Below are 21,492 nucleotides of genomic sequence, written 5' to 3'. Positions count from 1 at the left end.
CAGATCAGGCTGAGACGAAAAACCTTTCTTTCAGCTCCTCGATGCCGAGCGTCTCCATCACTTCATTAAGCCGCTCAGTCGGCCGCCGCCTCGGCAAATCCTTGAACTGGGCAATAATCAGTTCATTCTTCATGGAATGCTCCCACCCGACCAGCTCGGTCACACTCACCTGATATCCATGTGCTTCCAGCTGCAAGCAGCGCAGCACGTTAGTAATCTGGCTTCCGAATTCCCGCGTATGCAGCGGATGCCGCCAGATCTCGGTCAGGGCATTCCCGAGCGATTTACCCTTGTTCTGCCGTAAAACCCCCGCCACCTCAGCCTGGCAACACGGCACGACCACGATGTACTTCGCATGCTTCTCCAGAGCAAACCGGAGCGCGTCGTCAGTCGCGGTATTGCACGCGTGCAGCGCCGTCACGATATCAATCTGCGCCGGCAAACGCTCCGAGGTAATCGACTCCGCCACCGACAAGTTCAAAAACGACATCCCCTTGAAGCCCAGCCGGTTGGCCAGCTCCTCGGATTTCGTCACCAGATCCTCGCGTGTCTCGATGCCGTATATGTGCGACGCACCACCAGCCGCGTCCTGAAACTCCTTGAAGAAAAGGTCGTACAGGATAAAACCTAGGTATGACTTGCCCGCGCCGTGGTCGACGAGCGTCACCGCGCCCTGCTGCTCCTTGAGGTCTTTCAGCAGCGGCTCGATGAACTGGAACAGGTGGTAGACCTGCTTCAGCTTGCGGCGGCTGTCCTGATTCATCTTGCCGTCGCGCGTCAGGATATGAAGCTCCTTCAACAGCTCGACGGACTGATTCGGGCGGATTTCGTGGGTTTTGCTGGACATCGTGGGGACCGCCATCGATTGCAACGCGAACGTGCGACAGATGACGGAAAAAAGGAAAAGTTGCTGCCAGTTTACCCAAAGCGCAGCCCGCTCACCTAAGGAGTCGCGTCGACCCTGCGAGAAACGCCATAAACCTGGAACACTTCCTGCTCAAAAAGCAGTGCGCGGGTCGTTTCCGACGTGGCTTGAAAGTATCTTGCGGGCCGGCTCACTCAATGGCGTAAGCCGTGTTGCGCATAACAACAGGCTGCCGGCCGTGTCATCGAGCACGCGAACCGAATGCATGTGGGGAGGACGGTCCCGGAACACGGGCCGAACGTTACGTAACCAGCAGCGCGCCGCGATCTCAAACGGACGCGCGCCTGGATAATAGAAGAGGCAGCAATGGACACGGTACCCAACGGAAACGTCGAACAGAAATTTCAGGAAATGCTGGCCAGGCTCACCGCCACCCCTGCGTGGTCGGAAAAGCAGCAGCTCGAACTCGAGATGGCACGCGACATTTCCACCGAAATGCTGCGGCTGGCCGAGGTCATGCGCGATGGCAGTGTCGACATGGAAACGTGCCTGACGATGCTCAAGTACGCGAAAGTGCTCGACTTCGTCATGACGACGCTCGCATCGCGCCGCGACATCAAACCGCAAACACTGCGGGTCATTTTCAAGCTGGCCGGGTTGAAGGTGGACGAGGCTTACCCAGGCTAGAACGCGAAGACAACGCCGCGACCAGCGCGCGCGGTTCGCCGCCGCACGAACTGGTCAGGCGATATCTGAGCTCAAAGAAAAACGGCAAATCATGCGCGGGGGGCTTCGACCGGCGGCGTGCCTTCATGAAACAACGTCTTGAGCTGGGAACGCAGTTCCGGCGAGTCCGTATGTTTGTGCACCGTGACGGCATGCTGCACGGCCGCGTCGAGCAATTCGCTCTCGCTGTCGGCGGATAGGGCAACGGTGCAATTCATTTCGCTCGGGAACTCGCGGCAATCAATGTATTTGCGAGTCATGGCAGTCTCCTTGAACAAACGTCGAAACATCCAAACGAACCGCAGGCGCGCAAACCACGTCGCCAGCCGCGACGTGGCGGCGTTGGCCACGTCGAACGGCACGAGAGCGGTGGGTTAGTTTGACGCGGGGAAGACGCGGACTGCGCCCGATGGAAGGTGTTTGAAAAGTATAGTTCGCGCGTGGGGATTGCAAAGACGCGCGCACAAACTCAGCGGATACGAAAGCGCCCGAACCCAGCGTTTTTCAGCCGACTGATCCTGCATGCTGCCGTCCGTTTGCCCTGCGCTGCCCACGGTGTGAAAATAGCGCCCTTCGCGCCGCCCGATTGTCCGATCAGGCCAACGCGCCGCCCCTCCGCTCATCAGCAGGACCGCATGTCATCCTCCTTCGATTCCGCCCGCGTCGCCGTGATCGGCGGCGGCCCCGCCGGCTTGATGGCCGCCGAGGCGCTCGCTCAGCACGGCTTGCAAGTCGACGTCTACGACGCGATGCCGTCAGTTGGCCGCAAATTCCTGATGGCGGGCAAAGGCGGCATGAACATCACGCATTCGGAACCGCTCCAGCCGTTCCTTGACCGCTACGGTGCGCGCCGCAACCAGATTGCGCCGCTACTCGACACGTTCGGTCCCGACGCCTTGCGGGCCTGGTTGCACGGGCTCGGCGTCGAAACTTTCGTCGGCAGTTCGGGGCGGGTTTTTCCTACCGATATGAAAGCGGCGCCTATGTTGCGTGCGTGGTTGCATCGATTGAGAGAAACCGGCGTGCGCTTTCACATGCGCCACAAGTGGACGGGTTGGGACAACGATGGCGGCAACACAGCTGCGCACACCTTGCGCTTCGAAACACCCGGCGGCGAGCAGCGCGTGGTCTGCGATGCCGTGGTGTTCGCACTCGGCGGCGCCAGTTGGCCGCGTCTCGGATCGGACGCCGCCTGGGTGCCGCTGCTGAGCGCACGCGAAGTGCCGGTGACGCCGCTGCGGCCCGCTAACTGCGGCTTCGACGCGGACTGGAGCCCCTATCTGCGCGAGCGTTTCGCCGGCCAGCCGGTGAAATCGGTGGCCATCACGCTCACCGATGTAGACAATAAAGTCCACAATCGACAAGGTGAAATACTTCTGACCGAAACGGGCCTCGAAGGGAGTCTAATTTACGCCCTGTCGGCAGCGATCCGAGAGCGGATTCTGGCGGACGGCGACGTCACGATCGCGCTGGATCTGGCGCCAGGCTTGACATTGGAGCGTGTCGTGGCCGAAGTCACGCGACCGCGTGGCTCACGCTCGATGTCGACTCACCTGCACGGCAGAATCGGCATTAGCGGCGTAAAACTGGCCCTGCTGCATGAGATTCTGTCGAAGGAAGCCTTCGCCGATGCGAATGGTCTTGCGCACGCAATCAAGGCTCTGCCGGTGCGGCTCACGCGCGCCCGGCCTATCGCGGAAGCGATCAGCACCGCAGGCGGCGTCCCCTTTGAAGCCCTCGACAAACATTTGATGATCGAGCGTCTTTCCGGCGCGTTCTGCGCGGGTGAAATGCTCGACTGGGAAGCGCCGACCGGCGGTTATCTGCTCACTGCCTGCTTCGCCAGCGGGCTGACAGCCGGACGCGGCGCATTAGCGTATCTCGAGGCACGCGGCACATTGACCTGACGCGCGCCGCTTTTCAGCGGCGCGTCGTCGCATGCTCGCCTAGCGCGCCTTCAGACGCCAGAGCGAAGTCAGTTCAGCCACGCGCGCCGTGTGCAGCGCATCGGTTTCATCGGTCGACTTCGGGTGCCGCGGACGAATATCTTCGCGACCGACCACGGTCAGCCCGGCCTTTTCAATGGCGGCAAGCAGCCATTCGCGCGTGCGCAATCCGAGATGCTCTGAGAAGTCCGACATGATCAGCCAGCCTTCCCCGCCTGGTGACAAATGCTCCGCCAGGCCGTTCAGGAAGCCGAGCAACATGCGGCTTTCCGAATCGTAGATCGCGTATTCAATCGGTGATGCGGGTCGCGCCGGCACCCACGGCGGGTTGCAGACCACCAGCGGCGCACGTCCCTCCGGAAACAGATCGGCTTGCACGACCTCGACTTGCTGATCGTAGCCGAGACGCGTCAGGTTTTCGCGCGCGCAGGCAAGCGCTCGCGGGTCCTGGTCGGTCGCGACGATTTTCTTGACGCCGCGCTTGGCAAGCAGCGCGGCCAGCACGCCGGTGCCGGTGCCGATATCGAACGCCTTGTTCAAAGACGGTAACGGTGTACGAGCGACAAGATCTACATATTCGCCGCGCACCGGCGAGAACACGCCGTAGTGCGGATGGATGCGATCGCCCAGCGCGGGAATCTCCACACCCTTCTTGCGCCACTCGTGCGCACCGATCAGACCGAGCAATTCGCGCAGCGACACGACCGAGGGTTCGTCAGTAGACGGTCCGTAGGTTTCGATGCAGGCCTGCTGCACTTCCGGCGCGCGGCGCAGCGGGATGCCGTAGGCGGCGTCGAGCGGGATCAGGATCATGCCGAGCGTGCGGGCACGTTGCGACTGCGCCTGACGATGCAGATTGAATGCGTCGAGCGGCGTTTCACCCTGCTTGCGCGGTTTGCGTTCCAGCCGGCGCGTCACCGCCTGCAGAAGTTGGCGGGCGTTCTGAAAGTCGCCGTTCCACAGTAGGGCCGTACCTTCGCAGGCGAGGCGATAGGCCGAGTCGGCAGTCGTGCGGTCGTCCGCGACGACAACGCGCTTGGGCGGCGGCACCGCGGCTTCGGAACGCCAACGCGCGGTGCGGGGGCCGTCGGCTTCGGGCCAGGTAATGGTCGCGGGGCTGGTCATGATGAAGATGGGGGTCTGTGTTGCGGGAGTGACGCGGTGAAACGTCGCGTCTTGGGGGGCGTTGCCCGCCGGAGTGACTGATCGTGATGCCGACTGACGCCCGAATAGTACCTCTCCGGGTCGGGTTCGCGGGACGCAATTCACTATCGTCGCGTGGCCAGGAAGCCCACTCCCGGCACCCACCGCGGCAATCAGGCGCAATTGACGCGGACAGCGCCCCAAACTACCGTCGGACCAATTGTCAAACGAGGGAGTGTTCATGATCAGCGTGACACGTGATGATTTGCGCTACCGTACCCTGACGAAAGGATTCAATCTGCGCTGGCCTGCGACGGAAGCCCAGGCAGCCGCGCGCATCGAACTGTGCGAAAGCATGGAGGACGTTGCCACTGCGCTGCAACGCTGTGTCAACGCGGGATCCCGGCCAACGATCCGCAGCGGCGGCCATTGCTACGAAGACTTCGTCTCGAACAATCCCGGCGGTACCTTGCTCGATCTCAGCCTGCTGAGCGGCTCCAGGGTCGGACGAGACGGAAGTTTTCGCATCGCAGCGGGCACGCAGAACTGGAACGGCTGCCTGGATCTGTATAAGCGCCACGGCGTCACGCTACCCGGCGGCTCATGCTATTCGGTCGGCGTGGGCGGACATATCTCCGGCGGCGGCTACGGTTTGCTGTCGCGGCTGCACGGACTGACCGTCGACTGGTTGACCGGTGTGGTCATCGTCACCGTCGATGCGCACGGCAAAGTCCTGCCGCGCAGCGTCGACGCAAAGCGTGATCCGGATCTGTTCCGGGCATGCCGGGGCGCCGGCGGCGGCAACTTCGGCGTGCTGACCGAATACGCGTTTGCACAATTGCCGCGCCCGCCTTCCGAAGTTGCCATCGCCAGTGTCGCGTTCGATTGGGCGGACATGAGCGAGGCGCGCTTTACCGCCTTGTTGCGTGCGTACGGCGAATATTGGGAAACGCGCGGAACCCATCCGGACACGTGGGGCCTGTTCTCGTTACTCAAACTCACCCATCGTTCGGCCGGCCAGATCGTGCTGCTCTGCCAGTTTTGCAACCCGGACGGTACGTGCCACGATCTCAACTTACTGAACGATTTCCTCGACCGCTTCAGGGCGTGCGGCCCGGTGCCGATCAAGGCCGCGCCGCCCGGCTACGGACCGGCGCACCGGTCGGGCGGACAACTGCTGTGCTCGCAATCGCACAGCGTGACACGCTATGACTGGCTAACCGCGACGCAGGATCTGAATGGTTCGGGGCCTAATCAGCGCGGCAAGTACAAGTCCGCTTATATGAAGCACAACTTCACGGACCATGAGATCGCGCGTCTGTACGCGCACCTCACGCGAAACGTGCCGGATCTCGATTTGAGCCAGTCGCTGGTTCAGGTCGATTCGTACGGCGGCGCCATCAATCGCGCCGAACTCGCCAGCACGACCGCTGTTCCACAGCGCGCCTCGATCATGAAGCTGCAATACCAGACCTACTGGCGCACGCCGGAAGAGGACGCTGCGCATGTGCGCTGGATTGGAGATCTGTATCGCGCGGTTTATTCTGCGCACGCCGGCATGGATCACCGTTATGACGGCACACCTTATCCGGGCGAGCGCTATGAGGGCTGCTATATCAACTACCCCGACGCCGATATGCTCATGTACCCGTTCTGGCCACAACTGTATTACGGGGACAGCGGACTCTATGCATTTCTGCAAGACGTGAAGCGCCGGTACGATCCGAACAACATCTTTCATCATGCCATGTCGATACGGCCGGGCTCCCTTCGGAGCGGATCTTGACCCCGCGCCTGGGGCGCCGCCGCTTCATACAGGCTGGCGCGGCACTGCCGGCGCTCGGTGTGCTCGCCTTATCGCGCAGTGCAGAAGTCCACGCGGCAATCGGGCAAGCCGCCAGTAGGCCGCCTGGAGCGACGCAAACGGTGAAGCAAGCGAGCTTTGCTTACGTGAGTACAGTGGACGATGCTTTGAACGGGCCGGCCGATCACCACCGCGCGGCGACGGGCACGCGACCCGGCATTCATGTGTTCGCCATCACGCGCGACAACTGGCGGCGGGTCCAGGTCGTGGAAAGCGAACAGCCTGTGTTTCTGGCGCGTCATCCGTCCGGGCGCTTCCTGTATGCCGTCAATCGGGTAGAGCCTCACCAGGGGTTGTGCACAGGAAGTGTCGAAGCCTACGCAATCGATCCGCTCAACGGGCGCTTATCGTTGCTGGACCGGCAGCCGCTGTCGCTATCGGGCACCCTGCCTTCGCATGCGGCAATCTCACCCGACGGCCGCTCGCTGGTGGTCGCGCTGTCTGGCGGTGGCGCCTACAACGTCATGTCCATCTGCGCCGATGGCCGGCTCGGCACTGTATCTGGAATTCTGAAGGAAACCGGCTGCGGACCGGATCGCACACGCCAAAGCGCCGCACATCCGCAGATGGTGTTGTTCAATTCAACGGGCGAACATGTTCTGAGTGCAGACCTGGGCTGCGATCGGATCAGCGTGTTGATCCTCGCCGACGGCCAACTGACCGCATCCGGACGCACCGCGACACTACCCGGCAGCGGCCCGCGCGCGCTTGCGATACATCCCGGAGGCCGATGGCTGTATGCGCTCAACGAGCTTTCCGCGACGGTGGCGTGCTACGGCTACGATGCAGGGCTCGGTGTTATCGGGCAAAAGCTGGACGCGATTTCCGTCGCCCCCGCGGATGGCGATGGAGTCAACCTTGGAACATCCACGGCACTCGCGCTGCATCCCTCAGGACACTTTCTCTATGCCGCTTACCGCCGCGCGGCACAGGGTGATTCGCTCACCGACACCATCCGAGTGTTTCGCATCGACAGCGGCAGCGGGAAGCTAGCCCCGGTTCAGTCGTGGAACGAGGACGTAAGCGCGCCGCTTGGGTTGGTATTTGCGCCGAACGGCGAAAGCCTGCACGTCATCAATCATCAGGCGGACAACATCTTGCGTTTGAATATTGACGCTGCGAGCGGCATGCTGAATCTACCGCACCGGGTTGCCAGTGCACCGTCGCCGGCGTGTTTGGTGATTGCGGCGCGACCGATTGGTAGACAAATATGTCCAATATCGACAAGGTGAAAGAGATTCGGAAAAACGGAGCCCATTTCCCACCGCACCCACCGCATACGCACGCCGCCAACATGGTGGCCGACGCTACGTGGGAATCGTCGAATGCTTGACCAGCAAGCCGTGCTCGGTATTCCACGTCTCGGCCCCAACCGCGCCAGAGCAATTTTCGAACGGCGATGATGATTCAGGACGTTTTCCGTCATGGAACCGGACGTTATCCGAACGCCTAACGCCACCGGTCGTCGCCCAAAATAAAAAACGGGTTTCTGAAATTCTTCAGAAACCCGTTTTCGTACAACTGGTGCCGGCTGCAGGACTCGAACCCGCCACCTCATGATTACAAGTCAAGCGCTCTACCTGATGAGCTAAGCCGGCATGAGGCCGTGATTCTACTTCATTTTACGATCTTGAGGCGAGCCCTTCCGCCACCTTTCGTTCCATCATCGTCAGGCTGCGGGCCATCCGTCGCGCTTTCCGCTTTGGCGGCGGCGGCATCGGCTGCCGGCGACGCTTCGACCGCGCGCGGCGCAGCCGGCGACGCGGTTTCGTCTACCAGCTCCGCATCGGCGCCTGAATCCTGCGCTTCGCCGCCCGCCGACTCGACCGGGAACGCCATGCCCTGCCCGTTTTCACGCGCGTAGATCGCGAGAATATTGGCGATCGGCACTTCGATCTTGTGCGACTTGCCGGAGAAGCGCGCGCTGAACTCGATCCATTCATTGCCCATCTGCAACTGGCTGGTCGCCTCGAAGCTGATGTTCAACACGATCTCGTTATCGCGCACGAACTGGCGCGGCACGCGCGTCTGATTGTCGACCCGGACCGCGATATGCGGCGTGTAGCCGTTATCCGTGCACCATTCGTACAACGCGCGCAGCAGATACGGCTTGGTAGAAATCTCTTGCATCAACAGTCCTCTTACCGGGTTCGGGCGCACACGGAAAACAATCGAGACGCGGCGCCCTCACCCCAAATCCAAACTCGCCAAACTCAACGACGCATCACCTTTTCCGAAGGCGTCAGCGCTTCGATATAAGCCGGGCGGCTGAAAATGCGCTCGGCGTACTTCATCAGCGGTGCAGCGTTCTTCGACAGCTCGATGCCGTAGTGATCCAGACGCCACAGCAGCGGTGCGATCGCGACGTCGAGCATCGAGAACTCTTCGCCGAGCATGTACTTATTCTTCAGGAAGATCGGTGCGAGCTGCGTCAGACGATCGCGGATCGCGAGACGTGCCTTCTCGTGATTCTTCTCGGCGGCCTTGCCCTTTTCGTTTTCGAGCGTGCCGACGTGAACGAACAGTTCCTTTTCGAAGTTGAGCAGGAACAGGCGGGCGCGGGCGCGCTGAACCGGATCGGCCGGCATCAGTTGCGGGTGCGGGAAGCGCTCGTCGATGTACTCGTTGATGATGTTCGATTCGTACAGAATCAGGTCCCGTTCGACGAGAATCGGCACCTGACCATACGGATTCATCACGGCGATGTCTTCCGGCTTGTTAAACAGGTCGACGTCGCGGATCTCGAAGTCCATGCCCTTTTCGAACAACACCAGCCGGCAGCGCTGGGAGAACGGGCAAGTTGTGCCGGAATACAGAACCATCATGTTTACGTTTCCTCAAAAAGCTGAAAGGCCAGCGCGCGGAAAAACCGTTCAACAGGTTTTTCCTGGCGCCGGCCCCACGCCGGGTAACGGCGTGATTATTTGATATGTTTCCAGTACGCGGCGTTCAGTCGCCAGGCGAAAAAGCTCAGGACCCCGAGGAACAGCAGCACCCACACGCCAAGCTGTTTGCGGGTTTTCTGCGTCGGTTCGGACATCCATGACAGGTACGACACGAGGTCGGCCACAGCAGAATCATAATCTACCGGCGACATCGTCCCCGGCGTGACCTGCTGGTAGCCGACAAATTTGTGTACCGTCTCGCCTGTTTTTTCGTCGATTTCATCACCGAACTTCGCGGTACGTTGCCCCTGAAGCTGCCACAGCACGTGAGGCATGCTCACGTTCTCATACACCAGATTGTTCCAGCCGGTCGGCCGCGTATTGTCGCGATAGAAGCTGCGCAGATACGTGTACAGCCAGTCCTTGCCGCGCGCCCGCGCTTCCACCGACAAATCCGGCGGACTCGCGCCGAACCACGCTTTCGCGTCGTCCGGGCGCATCGCCACGGTCATGGTATTGCCGATTTTATCCGTGGTGAACAGCAGATTCGACTGGATTTCACTCGGCGCAATGCCGAGGTCGGTCAGCCGGCTGTAGCGCATCAGGTTCGCGCTATGGCAATTCAGGCAATAGTTTACAAACAATTGTGCGCCGTGCTGCAACGAAGCAAAATTCTCCGCGTTATCAGGCGCGCGGTCGAGAGGGAAATTCTCGTCCGCGTGCACCGGTCCAGCCAGCACCGCGAGCAGTGTCGCGCCGATCAGCGCGCACGTCGAAAGCAGTTTTTTCATCTTCGTGTTCTCCGGGCTCGCGATTAGTGGGGCTTGAACCGCACCCGCTCGGGCGGCTGCTTGAACGTGCCAAGCCGCGTCCAGACGGGCATACCGAGGAAAAACGCGAAGTAGATCAGCGCACAGATCTGGGCAATCAACGTCGAGGCGGGCGACGGCGGTTTGGTGCCAAGGAAGCCCAACGTCAGGAAAGCGAGCACGAAGATCCCGTAGAACACTTTGTGAAAAAACGGCCGGTAACGAATCGATTTCACTGGCGAGCGGTCGAGCCACGGCAGGAAGAACAGCGAGATCACCGCGCCGCCCATCACCACCACGCCCCAGAACTTCGACTCGGTGAACGCCATGGCCAGAACCACCAGCACCGCGAGCACCGGCAAGCCGAGCTTCCACTTGCCGCGCGCGCGCACCAGAGCAAACAGCCCGAGCAACGCGACGATGATCATCAACACGATCTTGAATGGATCGGTGGTAGCGCGCAGCATCGCATAGAAGGCGGTGAAGTACCACACCGGCGCAATTTCCTGCGGCGTTTGCAGCGGATTGGCGGGAATGAAGTTGTTTGCTTCAAGGAAGTACCCACCCATTTCCGGCGCGAAAAAGATGATCGCGGCGAAAATGAACAGAAACACGGTGACGCCCATGAAGTCGTGCACAGAGTAGTACGGATGGAACGGGATGCCGTCGAGCGGGATGCCGTCCGGACCCTTCTTCGCCTTGATCTCGATGCCGTCGGGGTTGTTCGAACCCACTTCATGCAGCGCCACGAGGTGAGCGACCACGAGGCCGATCAGCACCAGCGGAATCGCGATCACGTGAAACGCAAAAAAGCGGTTCAGCGTGACGTCCGAGACCACATAGTCGCCGCGAATCCACAGCGACAGATCCGGCCCGATGAACGGAATCGCCGAGAACAGATTCACGATCACCTGCGCGCCCCAGAACGACATCTGGCCCCACGGCAGCAGGTAGCCAAAGAACGCCTCGGCCATCAGGCACAGGAAAATCGCGCAGCCGAACACCCACACCAGTTCGCGCGGCTTGCGGTACGAGCCGTACATCAGCCCGCGGAACATGTGCAGATACACGACGACGAAGAACATCGACGCGCCCGTGGAGTGCATATAGCGGATCAGCCAGCCCCACGGCACCTCGCGCATGATGTACTCGACCGACGAGAACGCGAGCGTCGCGTCGGGCTTGTAGTTCATCGTGAGGAAGATGCCGGTGACGATCTGATTGACCAGCACCAGCAACGCGAGCGAACCAAAGAAGTACCAGAAGTTGAAGTTCTTCGGCGCGTAGTACTCGGAAACGTGCTTCTTCCAGGTAGACGTCAGGGGAAAGCGCCGGTCGATCCAGCCGACCAGCCCGGTCGTCTCCACGTCATGTTCGATCGCCATTACGCTTCTCCTTTTTCGTCCTTGCCGATCACGAGGCCGGTGGCCGACGTGAACATGTAAGGCGGGATGTCGAGGTTCTGCGGCGCAGGTTTGTTCTTGAAGACGCGGCCGGCCATGTCATAGGTCGAGCCGTGGCACGGGCACAGGAAGCCGCCTGGCCAGTCGTCCGGAAGATTGGGCTGCGGGCCCTCCTGGAAGCGCGGTGTCGGCGTACAGCCCAGATGGGTGCACACGGCGACGGCGACGAAAAGGTTCTTGTGATCGGTGCGTGAACGGAATTCGTTGTTGCAGTACTCCGGCAACGGCATCGAAAAAGGATTCTTGGTGTGGGGATCCGCTACTTCGTTATCGGCTTTCTGAACATCGGCGAGCATTCTGTCGGTGCGGTTGATGATCCACACCGGCTTACCGCGCCAGGCTACGGTCTTCATGTCGCCGGGCTTGAGATCACTAATATCGACTTCGACCGGGGCACCTGCTGCCTTGGCCTTTTCAGATGGTGCAAACGAACTAACAAAGGGTACGACAGTGGCAACGCCTCCTATGCCACCTGCTACGGTCGTCGCTATCAGCCAGCTACGGCGGCTGCCGTCGACGCGTTCATCTTCCTTGTCTCGCATCACACGCCCCACTTCTGAGTTGGATTTTTCCTTCACGTCTCTTCTACCGCCGCTAGTTTGCGCGAATGGAGTCGCCATTTACAAGGGCCGATTGCCAAAAACCGTGCGAACCCCTTGATAAGTCAGGGTTTCTCCGTACGGATCGCAAACTTTTTTGCACCTCCTTTTAAGTGTTCTCTGCGTTATTCATGCCTTTTTCTTCTCTAATGCCGATTTTCAATTCAAACGGGATTGGAGATATCGATAAACAGGTGTTCGATATCGAACTCCTCGGACAGATGCTTGCCCACCGCCTGCACGCCGAAACGCTCGGTGGCGTGATGGCCGGCGGCAAGGAATGCGACACCGCTTTCCGCCGATGTGTGCATCACCGACTCCGACACTTCGCCGGTCAGGTAGACGTCAGCGCCGGCATTGATCGCGGCGTCGAACATGCCTTGCGCGGCGCCCGTGCACCAGCCCACGCGGCGCAGTTCGCGATCCGGGTCGCCGAACACGAGCGGCGTGCGGCCGAGCGTCTGCTCGACTTGCGCCGTGAAGTGCGCGAGCGTGATCGGCATCGGAAACGTGGCGAGCCAGCCGAGATCGTTCTCGCCGAAGCGCGCGTCGCTGATCCAGCCCATCTTCGCGCCGATCTGCGCGTTGTTGCCGAACTCGGGATGGTCGTCGAGCGGCAGATGGTAGGCGAACAGGTTCAGGTCGTTGGCGATCAGCAGCTTCAGCCGCGCGTGTTTGCGCCCGGTGATCTGCGGCGCTTCGTTGCGCCAGAAGTAGCCGTGATGGACCAGCACCGCGTCCGCGCCCCAGTCGAGCGCGGCCTCGAGGAAGGCCACCGAAGCGGTCACGCCGGTCGCGAGCTTATTGACGCGGCGACGCCCTTCCACCTGCAATCCATTGGGGCAATAGTCCTTGAAGCGCGCGGTTTCAAGAAGATTGTTCAAGTACAATTCAAGTTCGATCCGATCCATATAAACCTCTAGTCTTCAGATGCTTAGACGCTTTTGGCTGTTCTTCGCCCAAGCGGTGACCGTGTTGTTGGCGCTGATGTTCATCATTGCGACCCTCAAACCGCAGTGGCTCCAGCGTCAAGGGCAATTCGGCAAGCAACTCGCCGAACCGATCGTCGCCCTGCGGGAAGTGGCGCCAGGCATCGGTACCGGCCCGGCACAGGCGTCCTATGCAGATGCCGCGCAAAAAGCCATGCCCGCGGTCGTCAATGTGTTCTCCAGCAAGGATGGCTCACTGCCACCCGACCCGCGCGCTAAAGATCCGCTGTTCCGCTACTTCTTCGGCGACAAGAACAAAGGTAAGCAGCAGGAGCAACCCGCGTCGAATCTCGGCTCGGGGGTAATAGTGAGTTCGGAAGGTTACATTCTAACGAACCAGCACGTCGTGGACGGCGCTGATCAGATCGAAATCGCCTTGGCCGATGGTCGCACCACCAATGCGAAGGTGATCGGCGTCGATCCTGAGACCGATCTGGCCGTGCTGAAGGTCAACATGACCAACCTGCCCACCATCACGCTCGGCCGCATGGACCAGACGCGCGTGGGCGACGTGGTGCTGGCGATCGGCAATCCGTTCGGCGTCGGCCAGACGGTGACCATGGGCATTGTCAGTGCGCTCGGGCGCAATCACCTCGGCATCAACACCTTCGAAAACTTCATTCAGACCGACGCGGCTATCAACCCCGGTAACTCGGGCGGCGCTCTGGTCGACGTGAATGGCAACCTGCTCGGCATCAATACCGCGATCTATTCGCGCTCGGGCGGCTCGCTCGGCATCGGCTTTGCGATCCCTGTCTCGACCGCGCGCAGCGTGCTGGAGAGCATCATCACGACAGGCTCGGTCACGCGGGGCTGGATCGGCGTGGAGCCGCAGGACGTGACGCCGGAAATCGCCGAATCGTTTGGGCTCGAGCAGAAGTCGGGCGCGATTGTCGCAGGTGTGCTGAAGAACGGGCCGGCCGACCGGGCGGGCATCAAGCCGGGCGACATCCTGGTGAGCGTGAACGGCCAGGAGATCACCGATACCACGCGTCTGTTGAATGTCATCGCACAGATCAAGCCGGGCACGGCCGCGAAGGTTCATCTGGTGCGCAAGAGCCGCGAGATGGATCTGGACGTGACCATCGGCAAGCGCCCGCCTCCGCCGAAGCAACAGCCCGAGGACAACGGCGGCGGCGATCAGGACGACGACGGCGGTTGATTTCGCGGGTAGTAGCAGTGGTCAAAGGCATTGCGGCGGCTGACGCGGGCAACGGCAACCCACCCGTAGCTGAACGAGAAGCAAACGCAACGGAGCCGCGGGCAACGCAGCTAGCCAAACGGCGACGCCGTCGCAAAACAAAAAGGGCAGTCCATCGCGGACTGCCCTTTTTGTTTGCCCCGGCCGTCTGTCAGACGGTTAGCGTAATGAATGTGTAAAATGCATGGCGTTCAATTCGGCGGACTTGCGTCTTCAACAGCCACCGGTTGCTTGCCGACAATCAACCGCGCCGCAATGATCCCCGCCTCGTACAGCACGATCAGCGGAATTGCCAGAATCAGCTGCGAGAACACGTCCGGCGGCGTTACTACCGCGGAAATCACGAACGCGCCCACGATCACGTAAGGACGGATTTCCCTGAGCTTCTTGATGGTCAGCACGTTCATGCGGACCAGCAGCACCACGACAATCGGCACTTCGAACGTCACCCCGAACGCGAGGAACATAGTCAGCACGAAGCTTAGATAGTTGTCGATATCGGTGTTCATCTCCGCGCCGAGCGGCGCGTTGTAGTGCGCCATCACGCGGAAGATGGTCGGAAACACCACGAAGTACGCGAACGCCATGCCGCACAGGAACAGCGTGTAGCTGCTGCCCACCAGCGGCCCGACCAGCTTCTTCTCATGCTGGTACAGACCCGGCGCGACGAACGCCCAGATCTGGTACAGCACGACCGGCAGCGCAATCACGAAGGCGACCATCATGGTCACCTTCATCGGCACGAAGAACGAGCCGGTGACGTCGGTGACGATCATCTTGCCGTCCTTCGGCAGATTCTGCATCAAGGGCCGCGCCAGCAGCCGGAAGATGTCCGGCGCCCAATACACGAGCCCGACAAACACCACGATGACGGCAAGGCCGGCGCGAATGATACGGTCGCGCAATTCAACGAGGTGGGAAATGAAGGTCTCTTCAGTGCCTTCGTCCTGGGTTTGCTGGGGGTCGCTCACACCGGCCCTCGGTTAGAGATTGTCGTTCTGATCATCAGAAGAACCGCGTCGGACGACGCATAGTGGCCGGCGTATGCCGCGCCACGCGCGCAGCGCCCGACTGCACGCGCGTGCGGCGCGTGGTGGCCCGCTTGTACCAGGTGGGCATGGCCGTCTGCTTGACGCGCCAGTTCTTGCGTCTCGGGCCTGCCGGTGGTGTGCTGGTTCGCCATGGCGAATTGCCGGCATCTTCAAGCGCGCCGCCGGCAATGCTCGGCGATACCGACGTACCGCTATTCCACGCGTCGTTCAGTTCGGTTTCATGCTTGCGCAAATTGTCCTGAACGGAGGTTTCGACGTTGCTTGCCGCCGCCTCGAACTCGGTCTTCATGCGACGCAATTCGTCGAGTTCGATTTCGCGGGTGACTTCGGCCTTCACGTCGTTGATATACCGCTGCGCACGGCCGAACAGTGCGCCGGCCGTGCGGGCGACGCGAGGCAGGCGCTCAGGCCCGAGTACGACCAGCGCGACGACGCCGATCAGCGCCATCTTGGTTAGACCGAGGTCCAGCATGAAGTGGAATGTCCGTCAGTAACGCGGTTGGGCCGCGGCTTAGCGGTAATCGCCGGAACGCGGCGTCTTTTCCTTCGCATCCACATCCACGGTGCCGTTACGCGGCAGTTCGCGCTGCTGCGCTTCACCTGCGGGCGTTTCAGCTTCCTTCATGCCTTCCTTGAAGCCCTTCACCGCGCCACCCAGATCCGTGCCGATATTACGCAGCTTCTTCGTGCCGAACACGAGCGCTACGATCAGCAACACGATCAGCCAATGCCAAATGCTAAACGAACCCATGACTACTCTCCTTAACCCCGACACCGCAGCGTGATGCGGCAAAAATTCGTGCGCCTTGCGGCGTGACTCGAAGCGCGTACGCTTCATCTATACATGACTGCAGGCTGTTCCGATTCAACCCGCGACCGGTGTGTCATTGTGACCTGACAATCGCGTCGGCGTCGTTACAGCGCAGCAAAAACAACGGCCCCGTTATTGTTGACGGCCAAAACTCACCGCGCGCCTCGCGGCCCGCTGTTATTTGTCAGCCCATTCGCTGCCACGGACGCGGCCCTGCGAGGATGTGCGCGTGCAGGTGATACACCTCTTGCCCGCCGCCCGGACCGGCATTGATTACCGTACGAAAACCGGTTTCGCCGCCGGTGTACGCCACACCCAACTTATCGGCCAGACGTGCTACCAGAACAAGCATTCTACCAAGCAGCGGCGCATCGCTTTCTGTGCAATTCGACAGCGTGGCGATGTGTTTGCGGGGAATCACCAGCACGTGCGTTTCAGCTGCCGGACGAATGTCGCGGAAGGCAACAAACTCTTCGTCTTCGTGAACTTTGGTCGACGGAATCTCGCCGGCGGCGATCTTGCAGAAAAGACAGTTTGGGTCGTGGCTCATCGTATTCCTGACACAGTATGGCTAGAGCGCGAAGCGTGATGCGGCACAGCCCATGTTTCCCCCGGCAGCAACCGGACTCAACTCAAAACCATGCACGCGGATTCGCAAGCGGCTTGTTATCGTACAGATACAGCCAGCCTTTGATAATACGGTACAACATCCAGATACTGACGGCCCACAGAACCGGAATACCGATCACCACGAACAGCAGGACGCCACCAATCGCATAACCCAGCAAGGCCATCCAGAACGAGCGGATCTGCCACTCGAAATGCGCTTCGTAGGGCGTGCCCACCACATCGGGCCGTTTCACGTAGTTGATGATGATCGCGATCAGAATCGTCAGGCCGCCCGTCAGCCAATGAACCGCATACAGTGCGTACAGCACATGTGTGAGCGTGCGCAGACTGCGTTCGCGCTCTGGCTCGATCGCGTTGCGGTAGACCGGCGGCGGATAATTTCCTTGCGACTGTTCCATGCTTGCGTCCTCCCGAGGATACGATCCTATGCGTTCAGTGCAATGTGGGTGCCGACGTTCGCCACTTCAAGACGCGGCGACAATCAGTCGCCGTTCTGCTCGCGCTCAAGGCTCTTGCGCAGCGCCTTTTCCTCGAGGCCCGACAGGCCTTCACGACGCTCGAGTTCGGCAAGCACGTCAGCCGGGCTCAGGTCGAAATGCGACAGCATCACGAGACAGTGAAACCACAGGTCCGCCACTTCGCCGACCAGCGCTTTCGGCGCACCGCCGTGGCGCGCGTCTTTGGCGGCCAGCACGACTTCGGTGGCTTCTTCGCCGATTTTCTTGAGAATCGCGTCATCGCCCTTGTGGAACAGGCGCGACACGTACGAAACGTCCGGATCGCCGCCCTTGCGGCTGTCGATGATGGCCGCGAGGCGCAGCAGTGTGTCGTTGGTAGACGAAGTGGATTGCGTGGATTGCGTCATTTGTAGATGTGTTCGGGGTCTTTCAACACGGGATCGACGGCGACCCAGCCGCCATCTTCAACCGTGCCTTCGAATTTCTGGAAAAAGCACGAGTGACGGCCGGTGTGACACGCGATGCCCGATACCTGCTCGACCTTCAGCAGCACGACGTCTTCGTCGCAATCGAGCCGCACTTCATGCACATGCTGGACGTGGCCGGACTCTTCGCCCTTGAACCACAAACGCTGGCGCGAGCGCGAGAAGTACACCGCACGACCGGTTTCGACGGTTTTCGCCAATGCGTCGCGGTTCATCCACGCGAACATCAGCACATCGTTGGTCGACGCTTCCTGCGCGATCACCGGCACGAGGCCGTTCGCGTCCCACCTGACCTTGTCGATCCAATCTACTGCCGAGGGATTCACCACGTCACAACCTCACCGAAATGCCTTGATCGGCCATGAAGCGCTTGGCCTCGCCCACGGTGTGTTCGCCGTAGTGGAAGATGCTGGCGGCCAGTACTGCGTCCGCGTGGCCGTTCTTGATGCCGTCGGCCAGATGCTGCAGCGAGCCGACGCCGCCCGAGGCGATCACCGGAATCGACACCGCGTCGGACACCGCCCGCGTGAGCGCGAGATCGAAGCCGCTCTTGGTGCCGTCGCGGTCCATGCTGGTCAGCAGGATTTCACCCGCACCCAGTTCGGCCATCTTGCGCGCCCATTCGACGGCCTCGAGGCCGGTCGCCTTGCGCCCGCCATGCGTGAAGACCTCCCAGCGCGGCGGTTCGCCGTCTGCGGAGACGCGCTTCGCGTCGATGGCGACGACGATGCATTGCGAGCCGTATTTGTCCGTCGCGTCGCGCACGAGTTGCGGATTCGCGACCGCCGACGAGTTCATGCTGATCTTGTCCGCGCCCGCGTTCAACAGGCGCCGCACGTCTTCGACAGCGCGCACGCCGCCGCCGACCGTCAGCGGAATGAACACCTGGGAGGCGACCGCTTCGATGATCGGCAGGATCAAATCGCGCTGATCGGAGGTGGCGGTGATGTCGAGGAAGGTCAGTTCGTCGGCGCCCTGATCGTCGTAGCGGCGCGCGATTTCGACTGGGTCGCCCGCGTCGCGCAGTTCGACGAAGTTGACGCCCTTGACCACGCGTCCAGCCGTGACGTCGAGACAGGGGATGATGCGTTTAGCTAGAGCCATGATCTTGCAATTCTGCCAATACCGCTGATGAGGCCGCTCGCGAAACCTCCGACGAGCGGCACAGTGCCGGCGCGGCTAGCCGCGTCGCGCCGCAAGTGCGCAAATACAAGCATGCAGCTTGACGCGCTTTTCAGGACGCGCCGTTGCGTCCGCTTTCAAGTCCGCTGCCGCGTCGATTCTGAGTCGATCGCGACGCCTTAAGCCTGAAGCCTTACCTTAAGCGTCGTCCGATTCGCGCAACCGGTCTGCGAGGGTTTGCGCAGCCGCGAAGTCCAGATCGCCCGAGTAGATCGCCCGGCCGCAGATCACACCTTCGATGCCTTCGTCCTCGACTTCGCAGAGCGACTCGATGTCCGTGAGGTTCGACAAACCGCCGCTCGCGATCACCGGAATCTTCACCGCGCGTGCGAGACGCACCGTGGCTTCGATGTTGATGCCCTGCAGCATGCCGTCGCGGCCGATGTCGGTGTAGATGATCGACTCGCAGCCGTAGTCCTCGAACTTGCGCGCCAGATCGGCCACTTCGTGACCGGTCAGCTTGCTCCAGCCGTCGGTGGCAACCTTGCCGTCCTTCGCATCCAGACCGACGATGATATGGCCGCCGAAAGCCGTGCACGCATCCTGCAGGAAGCCCGGATTCTTCACCGCGGCCGTGCCGATGATGACGTACGACAAACCGTCGTCCAGATAGCGCTCGATCGTGTTCAGGTCACGGATGCCGCCGCCCAACTGGACGGGAATCTCGCCCCCTACTTCCTCGATGATCGCGCGAATCGCCTCTTCGTTTTTCGGCTTGCCGGCGAACGCGCCATTCAGGTCGACGAGGTGCAGACGGCGGGCGCCGCGATCGACCCAATGCCGGGCCATCGCCGCCGGTTCCTCGGAAAATATCGTCGCCTGGTCCATATCGCCCTGTTTGAGGCGTACACAGTGACCATCTTTCAGGTCGATGGCGGGAATCAGCAGCATAGCAATCGGGTGTTGTCTGGGAGGTGGTTGAAGGTCGGCGGCAGCGGCTGACAAGCCAGCACGCCACAACGCCGTTTCGCTAGTTTAGTACAACTCTTTCGACGCCCTTGCGGCACGCCGTATTGGAGCGAAATCGTCTTGCTGCGATTGTGGCGCATGGCCGACGCCCCGCTTGTGGCGGAACGGCGCACGGCAACAGGATGAAGACAGGCGCTCACGGGTTCCAGTGCACGAAGTTGCGATACACGCGCAGCCCCGCTTCGGCGCTCTTTTCCGGATGGAATTGGGTCGCGAAGATGTTATCCCGCGCCACCGCCGAGGTAAAGGGCACACCGTACACCGTTTCGCCCGACGTGTGGGCGGCATTGTCCGGCACGACGTAATAGCTGTGCACGAAGTAGAAGAACGCGTTGTCCGCAACGCCGTCCCACAACGGATGCGGCTGCGCCTGGCGCACGCGGTTCCAGCCCATTTGCGGGACCTTGAAGCGCGAGCCGTCGTCCTGCACCTGACCTTCGAGGTCAAAGCGCAGCACCTTGCCGGGCAACAGGCCGAGGCCAGGCGTATCGCCCTCGGCGCTCCAGTCGAACAGCATCTGCTCGCCGACGCACACGCCCATCAGCGGCTTGCTGCGCGATGCTTCGATGACCGCTTCCTGCAGGCCGGATTCGGCCAGACTGCGCATGCAATCGGGCATCGCGCCCTGGCCGGGCAGCACCACGCGGTCGGCCGAGCGGATCGCTTCGGGCTGATCGACGATCGCCACGTCCGCCTCCGGCGCGGCTTTGCGCAGTGCCTGAGCAACCGAGCGCAGGTTGCCCATTCCGTAATCCACAATCGCTATCGAAGTTTTCATTTCAAGTTAGGCAGCAATGCCTTCAATCCATCGACGATGAATTCCACCGCCAGCGCCGATAACATCAAACCCATGAGCCGCGTGCCGATGTTGATACCCGTGCGACCTACCCAGCGGGCAATCGGTTCAGCGAGGCGCAGCGAAAAAAAACAGATCGCCGCCAGCAAGGCGCCGATCGCGATCAGGCTGAGCCGGTCGTACCAGTGCGCCGAGCCGGCCGCATAAATAATCGTGGTGCTGATCGCACCCGGGCCGGTCAGCAGCGGGATCGCCAACGGCACGACCGCGATGTTGTCCTTCTGCTCGGCTTCATCGCGCTCTTCCGGCGTCGAACGGCTGTTGCCGATCTGCGCGTTCAGCATGTTGATCGCCATCAGCAGCATGATGATCCCCCCGCCCACTTCGAGCGACCCGACCGAAATGCCGAAGAAGCTGATGATCTGCTGGCCGAGCAGCGTGGTCACCGCAATCACGCAGAACACCGAAATCGCTGCGATGCGGATAGTTTTGCGCCGCTCGACGTCGCTCTGATGCGCCGTCAGGCTCATGAAGAACGGGATGGCGCCGACCGGGTTGATCAGCGCCAGCAGCGAAATAAACGACTTCAGAATATCCATCGCACACCGGGCACACGCAA

At 61.1% G+C, this 21,492-nt stretch carries 25 protein-coding genes and 1 tRNA gene; 5 read left to right on the top strand and 21 right to left on the bottom strand.

All coding sequences use genetic code 11. The features are described from left to right. Window positions 1-4: 4 nt before the first annotated feature. A complete protein-coding gene (locus tag KHO31_RS23755; protein ID WP_211621205.1) occupies window positions 5-847 on the bottom strand; it encodes a class I SAM-dependent methyltransferase in 843 nt (280 codons plus the stop codon). A gap of 384 nt (window positions 848-1,231) precedes the next feature. On the opposite strand from KHO31_RS23755, the gene KHO31_RS23750 reads away from it, so the two are divergent. After that, the gene (locus tag KHO31_RS23750; protein WP_201079524.1) at window positions 1,232-1,552 is read left to right on the top strand and encodes a type II toxin-antitoxin system HicA family toxin; all 321 of its coding nucleotides are present in this window, start codon (window positions 1,232-1,234) and stop codon (window positions 1,550-1,552) included. Between the two features lie 89 nt (window positions 1,553-1,641). Here the strand turns inward: KHO31_RS23750 and KHO31_RS23745 are convergent, their stop codons facing one another. Continuing rightward, window positions 1,642-1,851, bottom strand: a complete 210-nt coding sequence (locus KHO31_RS23745) for a DUF1059 domain-containing protein (RefSeq protein ID WP_201079526.1) — start codon at window positions 1,849-1,851, stop codon at window positions 1,642-1,644. Between the two features lie 375 nt (window positions 1,852-2,226). On the opposite strand from KHO31_RS23745, the gene KHO31_RS23740 reads away from it, so the two are divergent. Continuing rightward, window positions 2,227-3,498, top strand: coding sequence for a TIGR03862 family flavoprotein (locus tag KHO31_RS23740; RefSeq protein ID WP_211624229.1), 1,272 nt, complete (start codon window positions 2,227-2,229; stop codon window positions 3,496-3,498). Between the two features lie 39 nt (window positions 3,499-3,537). On the opposite strand, the gene KHO31_RS23735 is transcribed toward KHO31_RS23740, so the two are convergent. Next, window positions 3,538-4,662, bottom strand: coding sequence for a methyltransferase (locus KHO31_RS23735; RefSeq protein WP_211624228.1), 1,125 nt, complete (start codon window positions 4,660-4,662; stop codon window positions 3,538-3,540). Between the two features lie 259 nt (window positions 4,663-4,921). Between KHO31_RS23735 and KHO31_RS23730 the strand changes: the two genes are divergently transcribed. Both KHO31_RS23730 and KHO31_RS23725 read left to right on the top strand, forming a co-directional pair. Further along, window positions 4,922-6,466 carry an FAD-dependent oxidoreductase gene (locus KHO31_RS23730; protein WP_211624227.1) on the top strand — a complete coding sequence of 515 codons (1,545 nt, stop codon included), beginning with the start codon at window positions 4,922-4,924 and terminating at the stop codon, window positions 6,464-6,466. Then, window positions 6,463-7,776 carry a lactonase family protein gene (locus KHO31_RS23725; protein ID WP_236071409.1) on the top strand — a complete coding sequence of 438 codons (1,314 nt, stop codon included), beginning with the start codon at window positions 6,463-6,465 and terminating at the stop codon, window positions 7,774-7,776. Before KHO31_RS23730 ends, KHO31_RS23725 begins: the two co-directional genes overlap by 4 nt. A gap of 290 nt (window positions 7,777-8,066) precedes the next feature. Here KHO31_RS23725 and KHO31_RS23720 read toward each other — a convergent pair. From KHO31_RS23720 to KHO31_RS23690, 7 genes are all read right to left on the bottom strand, one after another. Beyond that, window positions 8,067-8,142, bottom strand: a tRNA-Thr gene (locus KHO31_RS23720). Between the two features lie 19 nt (window positions 8,143-8,161). Beyond that, window positions 8,162-8,674 carry a ClpXP protease specificity-enhancing factor gene (locus KHO31_RS23715; protein ID WP_201079534.1) on the bottom strand — a complete coding sequence of 171 codons (513 nt, stop codon included), beginning with the start codon at window positions 8,672-8,674 and terminating at the stop codon, window positions 8,162-8,164. 83 nt (window positions 8,675-8,757) lie between these two features. Further along, window positions 8,758-9,369 (bottom strand): glutathione S-transferase N-terminal domain-containing protein, encoded by a 612-nt coding sequence (locus KHO31_RS23710; RefSeq protein WP_006052302.1) that lies wholly within the window; start codon window positions 9,367-9,369, stop codon window positions 8,758-8,760. 95 nt (window positions 9,370-9,464) lie between these two features. Next, a complete protein-coding gene (locus tag KHO31_RS23705) occupies window positions 9,465-10,220 on the bottom strand; it encodes a cytochrome c1 (protein WP_211624226.1) in 756 nt (251 codons plus the stop codon). A 23-nt stretch (window positions 10,221-10,243) separates the two neighbouring features. After that, window positions 10,244-11,623 carry a cytochrome b gene (locus KHO31_RS23700; protein WP_201079538.1) on the bottom strand — a complete coding sequence of 460 codons (1,380 nt, stop codon included), beginning with the start codon at window positions 11,621-11,623 and terminating at the stop codon, window positions 10,244-10,246. Beyond that, window positions 11,623-12,243 carry a ubiquinol-cytochrome c reductase iron-sulfur subunit gene (gene petA, locus KHO31_RS23695; RefSeq protein WP_201079656.1) on the bottom strand — a complete coding sequence of 207 codons (621 nt, stop codon included), beginning with the start codon at window positions 12,241-12,243 and terminating at the stop codon, window positions 11,623-11,625. The genes KHO31_RS23700 and petA overlap by 1 nt, the downstream gene beginning before the upstream one ends. A 221-nt stretch (window positions 12,244-12,464) precedes the next feature. Continuing rightward, on the bottom strand, window positions 12,465-13,211 hold the full coding sequence (locus KHO31_RS23690) for a Nif3-like dinuclear metal center hexameric protein (protein ID WP_201079540.1): 747 nt from the start codon (window positions 13,209-13,211) through the stop codon (window positions 12,465-12,467). 19 nt (window positions 13,212-13,230) lie between these two features. Here KHO31_RS23690 and KHO31_RS23685 point away from each other — a divergent pair, with 19 nt between their 5' ends. After that, complete coding sequence (locus tag KHO31_RS23685; protein ID WP_201079542.1) at window positions 13,231-14,451, top strand: Do family serine endopeptidase; 1,221 nt, start codon at window positions 13,231-13,233, stop codon at window positions 14,449-14,451. Between the two features lie 230 nt (window positions 14,452-14,681). Here KHO31_RS23685 and tatC read toward each other — a convergent pair whose 3' ends face one another. The 11 genes from tatC to KHO31_RS23630 form a co-directional block, all read right to left on the bottom strand. Then, window positions 14,682-15,461 carry a twin-arginine translocase subunit TatC gene (gene tatC, locus KHO31_RS23680; RefSeq protein ID WP_201079544.1) on the bottom strand — a complete coding sequence of 260 codons (780 nt, stop codon included), beginning with the start codon at window positions 15,459-15,461 and terminating at the stop codon, window positions 14,682-14,684. Between the two features lie 34 nt (window positions 15,462-15,495). After that, window positions 15,496-16,014: a Sec-independent protein translocase protein TatB gene (gene tatB / locus KHO31_RS23675; RefSeq protein ID WP_211621211.1), complete on the bottom strand. Its 519-nt coding sequence runs from the start codon at window positions 16,012-16,014 to the stop codon at window positions 15,496-15,498. 39 nt (window positions 16,015-16,053) lie between these two features. Continuing rightward, window positions 16,054-16,293: a Sec-independent protein translocase subunit TatA gene (gene tatA / locus KHO31_RS23670; RefSeq protein ID WP_201079547.1), complete on the bottom strand. Its 240-nt coding sequence runs from the start codon at window positions 16,291-16,293 to the stop codon at window positions 16,054-16,056. Window positions 16,294-16,537: 244 nt separating this feature from the next. Further along, the gene (locus tag KHO31_RS23665; protein WP_201079549.1) at window positions 16,538-16,903 is read right to left on the bottom strand and encodes a histidine triad nucleotide-binding protein; all 366 of its coding nucleotides are present in this window, start codon (window positions 16,901-16,903) and stop codon (window positions 16,538-16,540) included. Between the two features lie 82 nt (window positions 16,904-16,985). Next, window positions 16,986-17,381, bottom strand: coding sequence for a DUF4870 family protein (locus KHO31_RS23660; protein ID WP_201079551.1), 396 nt, complete (start codon window positions 17,379-17,381; stop codon window positions 16,986-16,988). A gap of 83 nt (window positions 17,382-17,464) precedes the next feature. Next, complete coding sequence (locus KHO31_RS23655) at window positions 17,465-17,848, bottom strand: phosphoribosyl-ATP diphosphatase (RefSeq protein ID WP_211621213.1); 384 nt, start codon at window positions 17,846-17,848, stop codon at window positions 17,465-17,467. Beyond that, window positions 17,845-18,255 (bottom strand): phosphoribosyl-AMP cyclohydrolase, encoded by a 411-nt coding sequence (gene hisI, locus KHO31_RS23650; RefSeq protein WP_201079555.1) that lies wholly within the window; start codon window positions 18,253-18,255, stop codon window positions 17,845-17,847. The genes KHO31_RS23655 and hisI overlap by 4 nt, the downstream gene beginning before the upstream one ends. 1 nt (window position 18,256) lies before the next feature. Next, a complete protein-coding gene (gene hisF, locus KHO31_RS23645) occupies window positions 18,257-19,030 on the bottom strand; it encodes an imidazole glycerol phosphate synthase subunit HisF (RefSeq protein WP_169487579.1) in 774 nt (257 codons plus the stop codon). Window positions 19,031-19,246: 216 nt separating this feature from the next. After that, window positions 19,247-19,999 carry a 1-(5-phosphoribosyl)-5-[(5-phosphoribosylamino)methylideneamino]imidazole-4-carboxamide isomerase gene (gene hisA / locus KHO31_RS23640; RefSeq protein ID WP_201079557.1) on the bottom strand — a complete coding sequence of 251 codons (753 nt, stop codon included), beginning with the start codon at window positions 19,997-19,999 and terminating at the stop codon, window positions 19,247-19,249. A 214-nt stretch (window positions 20,000-20,213) separates the two neighbouring features. Continuing rightward, a complete protein-coding gene (gene hisH / locus KHO31_RS23635; RefSeq protein ID WP_093643455.1) occupies window positions 20,214-20,855 on the bottom strand; it encodes an imidazole glycerol phosphate synthase subunit HisH in 642 nt (213 codons plus the stop codon). Beyond that, window positions 20,852-21,472 carry a YchE family NAAT transporter gene (locus KHO31_RS23630; protein WP_201079559.1) on the bottom strand — a complete coding sequence of 207 codons (621 nt, stop codon included), beginning with the start codon at window positions 21,470-21,472 and terminating at the stop codon, window positions 20,852-20,854. Before KHO31_RS23630 ends, hisH begins: the two co-directional genes overlap by 4 nt. Window positions 21,473-21,492: the final 20 nt, after the last annotated feature.

This window comes from Paraburkholderia domus, from assembly GCF_905220705.1.
GTDB lineage: Bacteria > Pseudomonadota > Gammaproteobacteria > Burkholderiales > Burkholderiaceae > Paraburkholderia > Paraburkholderia domus.
The sequence above is the reverse complement of the archived record's forward strand: the minus strand, read 5'-3'. Positions and strand labels throughout refer to the sequence as shown.

Excerpts from the sequence above, each read along its gene's own strand:
- KHO31_RS23755 (WP_211621205.1), bottom strand. The coding sequence starts at position 847 with ATGTCCAGCAAAACCCACGAAATCCGCCCGAATCAGTCCGTCGAGCTG.
- KHO31_RS23750 (WP_201079524.1), top strand. The coding sequence starts at position 1,232 with ATGGACACGGTACCCAACGGAAACGTCGAACAGAAATTTCAGGAAATG.
- KHO31_RS23745 (WP_201079526.1), bottom strand. The coding sequence starts at position 1,851 with ATGACTCGCAAATACATTGATTGCCGCGAGTTCCCGAGCGAAATGAAT.
- KHO31_RS23740 (WP_211624229.1), top strand. The coding sequence starts at position 2,227 with ATGTCATCCTCCTTCGATTCCGCCCGCGTCGCCGTGATCGGCGGCGGC.
- KHO31_RS23735 (WP_211624228.1), bottom strand. The coding sequence starts at position 4,662 with ATGACCAGCCCCGCGACCATTACCTGGCCCGAAGCCGACGGCCCCCGC.
- KHO31_RS23730 (WP_211624227.1), top strand. The coding sequence starts at position 4,922 with ATGATCAGCGTGACACGTGATGATTTGCGCTACCGTACCCTGACGAAA.
- KHO31_RS23715 (WP_201079534.1), bottom strand. The coding sequence starts at position 8,674 with ATGCAAGAGATTTCTACCAAGCCGTATCTGCTGCGCGCGTTGTACGAA.
- KHO31_RS23710 (WP_006052302.1), bottom strand. The coding sequence starts at position 9,369 with ATGATGGTTCTGTATTCCGGCACAACTTGCCCGTTCTCCCAGCGCTGC.
- KHO31_RS23705 (WP_211624226.1), bottom strand. The coding sequence starts at position 10,220 with ATGAAAAAACTGCTTTCGACGTGCGCGCTGATCGGCGCGACACTGCTC.
- KHO31_RS23700 (WP_201079538.1), bottom strand. The coding sequence starts at position 11,623 with ATGGCGATCGAACATGACGTGGAGACGACCGGGCTGGTCGGCTGGATC.
- petA (WP_201079656.1), bottom strand. The coding sequence starts at position 12,243 with ATGCGAGACAAGGAAGATGAACGCGTCGACGGCAGCCGCCGTAGCTGG.
- KHO31_RS23690 (WP_201079540.1), bottom strand. The coding sequence starts at position 13,211 with ATGGATCGGATCGAACTTGAATTGTACTTGAACAATCTTCTTGAAACC.
- KHO31_RS23685 (WP_201079542.1), top strand. The coding sequence starts at position 13,231 with ATGCTTAGACGCTTTTGGCTGTTCTTCGCCCAAGCGGTGACCGTGTTG.
- tatB (WP_211621211.1), bottom strand. The coding sequence starts at position 16,014 with ATGCTGGACCTCGGTCTAACCAAGATGGCGCTGATCGGCGTCGTCGCG.
- tatA (WP_201079547.1), bottom strand. The coding sequence starts at position 16,293 with ATGGGTTCGTTTAGCATTTGGCATTGGCTGATCGTGTTGCTGATCGTA.
- KHO31_RS23665 (WP_201079549.1), bottom strand. The coding sequence starts at position 16,903 with ATGAGCCACGACCCAAACTGTCTTTTCTGCAAGATCGCCGCCGGCGAG.
- KHO31_RS23660 (WP_201079551.1), bottom strand. The coding sequence starts at position 17,381 with ATGGAACAGTCGCAAGGAAATTATCCGCCGCCGGTCTACCGCAACGCG.
- KHO31_RS23655 (WP_211621213.1), bottom strand. The coding sequence starts at position 17,848 with ATGACGCAATCCACGCAATCCACTTCGTCTACCAACGACACACTGCTG.
- hisF (WP_169487579.1), bottom strand. The coding sequence starts at position 19,030 with ATGGCTCTAGCTAAACGCATCATCCCCTGTCTCGACGTCACGGCTGGA.
- hisA (WP_201079557.1), bottom strand. The coding sequence starts at position 19,999 with ATGCTGCTGATTCCCGCCATCGACCTGAAAGATGGTCACTGTGTACGC.
- hisH (WP_093643455.1), bottom strand. The coding sequence starts at position 20,855 with ATGAAAACTTCGATAGCGATTGTGGATTACGGAATGGGCAACCTGCGC.
- KHO31_RS23630 (WP_201079559.1), bottom strand. The coding sequence starts at position 21,472 with ATGGATATTCTGAAGTCGTTTATTTCGCTGCTGGCGCTGATCAACCCG.